Genomic DNA, 5,721 nt, shown 5'->3' on the forward strand with positions numbered 1-5,721 from the left:
AGGGAGAATAGCGGGACCAAACACTTGTGTCAAGTGTGTGCAACGATCAGATGCGCAGGCCCAGGCCGACATCGACGAGGACGCCCTGTACGCCGAGGTCTTCGAGCCGGTGTTTCGTGCGGTGGCCGGATCATTCACCGTCGCAGCGACCGTCGAGGCGTGCGAGGTGGCGCTCGCCCGCCGGCTCGGTGAGCCCGTTGACGCGTTGCGCGCTGCCATCGCCGGGCGCGGCGGACGCGGGATGGGCACCGCACCGAGTGCGGTGGGGGCGGGGTCGATGGCGGCCCCGGTTCGGGACGATGAACCCGGAGACGGGTCTGTCCCAACCGCCGACCACGTTGCCAGCGATCCGACCGACGGTGTCGAAGCCTTCGCGCGGCAGGCGGGCATGGAGGGTGTGCTCCAGCGCTCCCGCGCTTCCGGCTCCGGATACCGGCTTGGCGCGCTGCCGGCTCCACAACGATCCGACCCCGCGAAGCAGCGCGCGTGGTCGGCGCTCGCGCTGGTCACCGACGAGTCGGCGCTCAAGGGCAGCGGGCCGTCGCCACTGCGGTCCTCGCCCGAACTCATCCGCTGGCTCACCGACCCGGCTGACGCCACGGCCGCGGCGTTCCTGGCGCTGCTGACACGCCTACGCCAGTCCCGTGCGGCAACGCCCGGCGACGGCGGCAAGGAGGGGCCGTGATGCTGCCGCTGCTCGACCCCCAGGTGCGGTTCGTCCTGCTGAACCACGTGGCCGTGCGCCTGGCCGACGCCGGCCCTGAGGAGGTGCGGGCCGCCGGCCTCGCGGCCGACCAACTCGCCAACCTGAGGCGTCTCTCGGCGGTGGATCTGAACCGGCTGGCCACGATGCGCAGCCTCACGATCGGCATCGCGCTCGATGGGGAGGCACTGCAGGCGGGTCTGCGGACCGTGGCGCTCGTCAACGAGGCCAAGGCGCTGGAGATCTACTTCATCCGCCACGGCGCTTCAACGGCACTCATGGGGCGCCTCTTCAAGCTGCGTCGCAAGCTCACGCTGAAGCTGCGCCGGGAACTCGGCGCGCACCGGCCTTCGGGCCGGGTGGCGCTGCACGACCACGCCACGCGCGAGCGCATCTACCTCGCGTGGCGCGCGATCGGCGATCCCTCACCGCGAACCCGCTACTTCCAGCTTCACCAGGCCTTTCCCCAACTGCCGATCGCTGTGCTGGAGGTGGTGGTCCGCGACTTCGAGGCGATGGCATGAACCCGCGCGCACAAGACCTGGGCATCACCCCGGCGTTGCTGCTCGATGTCTTCGACACCCCGGTCACCTTCCACCGTTGTCTAGTCCCGGTCAGCGGCGGCGTCAATGCGGCCTTGCTGCTGTCGCACGCGATCTGGACCACCCAGGCGCTCGATGGCGAGGCCGACGGGTGGTTCCTCAAGTCCCAGGAGCAATGGTCCGAGGAGACCGGCCTGTCGCGCTGGGAGCAGGAAACAGCCCGCCGTGCGCTGCGCGACGCCGGTCTGCTGGAGGAGCGTCGCGTCGGCATGCCGGCCCGGCTGTGGTTCCGGGTGCGGGCGTCGGCGGTCTGGGCGGCTCTAAAGGCTCAGGCCGCCAGGTCTGCGCGGTGAGGAGGGCGCGATGAGGCCGCGGAGCGAGCCCTATGGCCGTGCCTGAGCACTCCGCCGGGACCAACCCAGCAGAGTGCCCCGTCGAGGCGCCGCAGAGGCTGCTGGAGGCGATCTGGCCACTGTTGGGGCGCCACGTCGCGTTCCATCGGCGGCTGGTCGACGTCACCACCAACGTCAAGGCTGCGCTGCTGCTCTCCCAGGCGATCTACTGGACCCGGCAGGGCAGGGCTATCGCGCTGCGCGACGGGTGGTTTCACAAGACCGCCGGTCACTGGGAGTTGGAGCTGGGCTTGTCAGCCCGCGAGCAGACAAGCGCCCGGGAGGTGCTGCGCATGCTCGCCCTGCTGGACGAGCAACTGCTCGGGCTGCCAGCCCGACTGCACTTCCGTCTGAACCTCGAGGAGCTCGGCCGCCGGCTGGCAGAGCGGGTGGATGCCCGGCTGCTCAGCGCACCGGACACCGACCGGCATGACCGCATGCTGATCGCCGAACTGCTGGGCCCAGCGGTGGTGTTTCATCGCGCCCTGGCGGCGGTCGCAGGGGGTGTCCACGCCGGGCTGCTGCTGTCGCGTGCGCTGCACCTGACGCGTCTGCAGGCCAGGCGTCAGCAGGATGCCTGGATCGACGACTCCGCCGCCCACTGGCTCGACCAGTTGGGGCTGTCCAGGCGTGAGCAGGAATCCGCGCGCCGCGACCTGCTGGCCGCAGGCGTCTGGGAAGAGCGGATACGGGGCATGCCGCCGAGCCTGTTCGCACGCGTGCGGCTGGAGGTTCTGGCAGCACTGCTCAGCCAGCGTTCCGAGGGATTCCTGGGCGGCCCGGCGCGTACCGGCGTAGTCCGTGGCGATGCCGCACCCTGGATGTCACCGAACGTCGAAACAAGTCTGCGGCGTTCCCACAGTCTTGTTTCGACAGATCCGCCATCACAGATTCGACGAAACCGCCATCACTGTTCCGACGAAAGCGCCATCCCTCATAAGGAACAGAGTACAGGTGAAGAACTACAACCACAGGACACGGGATCGCGACCAACGCGCCAGGGCTTGCCCGGCGATGCGGTGGGTGGTGGTGATGCCCTGATCTTTCCGGAGCGTCTGCTGCCAGCCGAGCGCGACGCTGCCCGGCTGCTGCTCGGCACTGCACCCGCCCTGGGCCAGACCCTTCTCGACGAACTCGCCGGCCGCCTGCAGACCGAGCGTGTGCGCAGCCCCGTGGCCTACCTGCGCGGGCTCGTCCAGCGTGCCGCTGCCGGCCAGTTCGTCCCGGAGCTTGCGCCGCGAGTTGCGGCCGAGCGTGACCGTCTGCGGCGTGAGGCCGATGCGCGCCGGGCGCAGCAGGTCGAGGGGCAACGACTCGCCGCCGAGCGCGCCACGCCCGAGTACCAGGCCCGCGAGCGGGAGCGGCGGGAGCGCGTCAGCGCGTTGCTGCGTGACGTGCGCAGTCGCCTCACCAGGCCGCCGAAGCTCTGATGCGCGCCGGCCGCTCACCACTGCCGTTGCGTCCATCCCTGTTCCGCAAGCCCACTTCCGATCACGTATGAAGCACGAGGAGCCGTGAATGCAGACCCAGCAACCGAGCACCGACACCGAGATCGACAGCGCTGCCGACATCGCCGGGTATGGCCGTCCACTGGCCGGCGACCCGGTCGACAACGAATCCGTGACCGCACGCGACCCAGCGCCGCTTGGCGACACCCGCCGAGCCTCGCCGCGCGGCGCCGTCGGCCGCCTGGCCGACCAGACCCCGGACTCGATGACGCTGCACACCCGCGAGGCCTGGCAGATGTTCGCTGGCCGCCGGGGGGACGCGGCGGGGCAGGTGGCGGCTATCCCTGGCGGTCGACGTTTCGCCGCCGTGCTGCGGTCGATCTGGGCGCTGTCCGCTCGTGACAACCCCTATGCCGACTGGATCCTCATCCGCGTCACCCAGCGCCTGGGCGAGATCCGCGCGCAGATGGCCGGGACGATCGAGGCCCGCGAGGCGGAACTGGATCGGCTGCGTGCCCGGGGCCTGAGCCTGTCGGTGCTGGCCTCCAGCCGGCCGGTGACCGTGGAACTGGGCTTCCGCAGCCCCTACGGCTATGCCACTGCCGAGGCGATCGTGGAGTTCGACTACCACGTGAGACTGGTGCAGACGCTGATGCTCAAGGATCGGCTGAGCGACGAGGCGGGGCGCGAGGCGATCCGTGAGATCGGCCGGGGGCTTCGAGCGCTGTTCCTCGAGCCCATCCGCTGGGAGCGAGCGCTGATGCGCGAGGAGATGCTGCCGCTGTCGCGCGCGGACTTCCTGCCCGGTGCCGACGAGGCGGCATGCCTGCGGGTGCAGGCCGCTGTGAGCCTATTCGGCGAGGTACCCCGTGCGGTCTTCACCGGCGAGGAGGCGCCACGCCACACCCAGCGCCGCGTCACCCCGACGGCGGCGGAGCTCAGGCTGTTGCGAGAGGCTTCGCTGAGCCCGGCCGTCGAGCTGTCGCCTCCGGCCAGGGGGCAACTGCTGTGAGGGCGACCGTGTACCCATCGGACAGCGTCCCGCAGCCGGATGCCGCGCAGTGGCGGATGCTGCGTGCCATCGCGTTCGACGCAATCGCCGCGGCTCGCGAGCACGGTGCGGAGACCGTCGTCTTCGGCGGCTACCGCGTAGTCGCCCGCCGCCTCGTGGTCGATGGCGACGCGGTCATCGAGCTCACGTTGAGCCGCGCGCCCTGCGGCAGCGATGCCCGAGCAGACAGTGTCCGCACTGAAGTTGCACGGTGCGCTAACTTTCATGATGTGGGACAACGCCCCGGATCATGGAAGACTTCCACATTAACCCCGGATCAGCATCGGCCATCGCGTGGCGCTGCCCGTGCCGGTACGCCGTCAACGCCGAGGTTTCCACCGCTGGCTGAGTCAGCCCGATTGATGCGCGTAACGCATCGCCCGAATCCGGTCAGATCTCCTGAAAACCGGGAGCCGCAAGGCTCGGAGATGTCGTGAGTTGCTTCAACCCAGCCGGGGAGTTCCGTCCCCGAGCAGGGGGTGGTCTTCCCATTCCTTGTGTTCCATGTCCGTAGGAGGCCATCATGTCCGAGTCCACTCAAGCCAACAGCGCGTCGTTCTTCAACCTGCATGTCGAGGGCGTCGGTTATCTCAACCGCGTCCGCGTCATCAAGCCGAAGAAAGGTCAGGAGTTCCTGGCCTGCACCGTTTCCGCCCTGCGCGGAAGCGACGCCGACGTCAGCTACACGAAGTTCGACTGCCGTGTCAGCGGTGCTGACGCCCAGAGCGTCGTCCAGCGCCTGGAGGCCGACGTCGCCGCCGAGAAGGCGGTGATCATCGGTTTTCGGATCGCCGACATCTACCCCGAGCTGTTCACCTTCGAGAAGGGTGAGCGCAAGGGGCAGCCCGGTGTCGCCATCAAGGGGCGGCTGCTGCGCATCAAGTTCGCCAAGGTCAATGGCGTGGCGATCGATGTGCCGCAACCCGCTCGCCCGATGGAGCGCGAAGACGTGCCTTTCTGAGCCGTGCTGATCGTCTGACCGTCGTTTCTTTATCCACCCCCTGGGGAGTCTCCTCCCCTCGGGGCGGAGCTCTCCGGACACGTTCCATCAGGAGAGTTCCATGCGTTCCACCATCCAGTCGCTGTCCGACGCCGATCTGCTCGGCGTGCTGGTCGGCACCCGTACCGCCGCCCATCTGCTCAAGGATGCCAGCGGCAGCCTCGCGCAACTGCTGCACGAACCCGTTCCGGCGGTCTACGCCCAGCCCCGCGTCGCCAGCAAGCTGCAGGCTGCGCGCGAGCTGGTGCGTCGCTCGCTGGCCGAGGAGATGCAGCATCGCGACGTGCTGGCCTCGCCCCAGGCCGTGCGCGACTACCTGCGCGTGGCCCTGGCCCGTCTGGAGCACGAGGTCTTCATGGCCCTGTTCCTCGATGCGCAGAACCGCGTGATCGCCGCAGAGGAGTTGTTCCGCGGCACCTTGACCCAGACCAGCGTCTACCCGCGCGAGGTCGTCAAGCGTGCCCTGGTGCACAACGCGGCGGCGGTGATCCTGGCCCACAACCACCCGTCGGGAGTCGCCGAGCCCAGCCGGGCCGACGAGTTCCTGACGCAGACGTTGCGCCAGTCGCTGTCCCTCGTGGACGC

The 5,721-nt window shown here is 69.3% G+C and carries 7 protein-coding genes; all 7 read left to right on the plus strand.

Features of this window, described 5'->3' with window-relative positions; genetic code table 11:
* Positions 1 to 685, plus strand: a 685-nt coding sequence (locus ACOVRJ_RS22000; RefSeq protein WP_422045956.1) for a hypothetical protein, incomplete at its 5' end; no start/stop codon positions are given.
* Positions 685 to 1,227 carry an STY4526/YPO1902 family pathogenicity island replication protein gene (locus ACOVRJ_RS22005; protein WP_422045957.1) on the plus strand — a complete coding sequence of 181 codons (543 nt, stop codon included), beginning with the start codon at positions 685 to 687 and terminating at the stop codon, positions 1,225 to 1,227. The genes ACOVRJ_RS22000 and ACOVRJ_RS22005, both read left to right, overlap by 1 nt.
* Positions 1,224 to 1,598, plus strand: a complete 375-nt coding sequence (locus ACOVRJ_RS22010; protein WP_422045958.1) for a hypothetical protein — start codon at positions 1,224 to 1,226, stop codon at positions 1,596 to 1,598. Before ACOVRJ_RS22005 ends, ACOVRJ_RS22010 begins: the two co-directional genes overlap by 4 nt.
* 32 nt (positions 1,599 to 1,630) lie before the next feature.
* The gene (locus tag ACOVRJ_RS22015; RefSeq protein WP_422045959.1) at positions 1,631 to 3,067 is read left to right on the plus strand and encodes a hypothetical protein; all 1,437 of its coding nucleotides are present in this window, start codon (positions 1,631 to 1,633) and stop codon (positions 3,065 to 3,067) included.
* A gap of 88 nt (positions 3,068 to 3,155) precedes the next feature.
* The gene (locus ACOVRJ_RS22020; RefSeq protein ID WP_422045960.1) at positions 3,156 to 4,097 is read left to right on the plus strand and encodes a PFL_4669 family integrating conjugative element protein; all 942 of its coding nucleotides are present in this window, start codon (positions 3,156 to 3,158) and stop codon (positions 4,095 to 4,097) included.
* 562 nt (positions 4,098 to 4,659) lie between these two features.
* On the plus strand, positions 4,660 to 5,097 hold the full coding sequence (locus tag ACOVRJ_RS22025; RefSeq protein ID WP_422045961.1) for a DUF3577 domain-containing protein: 438 nt from the start codon (positions 4,660 to 4,662) through the stop codon (positions 5,095 to 5,097).
* A 100-nt stretch (positions 5,098 to 5,197) separates the two neighbouring features.
* A partial coding sequence (locus ACOVRJ_RS22030; RefSeq protein ID WP_422045962.1) for a JAB domain-containing protein occupies positions 5,198 to 5,721 on the plus strand: 524 nt, incomplete at its 3' end.

Source organism: Roseateles sp., from assembly GCF_049240545.1.
Lineage (GTDB): Bacteria > Pseudomonadota > Gammaproteobacteria > Burkholderiales > Burkholderiaceae_C > Paucibacter_A.

Excerpts from the sequence above, each read along its gene's own strand:
- ACOVRJ_RS22025 (WP_422045961.1), top strand. The coding sequence starts at position 4,660 with ATGTCCGAGTCCACTCAAGCCAACAGCGCGTCGTTCTTCAACCTGCAT.
- ACOVRJ_RS22005 (WP_422045957.1), top strand. The coding sequence starts at position 685 with ATGCTGCCGCTGCTCGACCCCCAGGTGCGGTTCGTCCTGCTGAACCAC.
- ACOVRJ_RS22015 (WP_422045959.1), top strand. The coding sequence starts at position 1,631 with ATGGCCGTGCCTGAGCACTCCGCCGGGACCAACCCAGCAGAGTGCCCC.
- ACOVRJ_RS22020 (WP_422045960.1), top strand. The coding sequence starts at position 3,156 with ATGCAGACCCAGCAACCGAGCACCGACACCGAGATCGACAGCGCTGCC.
- ACOVRJ_RS22010 (WP_422045958.1), top strand. The coding sequence starts at position 1,224 with ATGAACCCGCGCGCACAAGACCTGGGCATCACCCCGGCGTTGCTGCTC.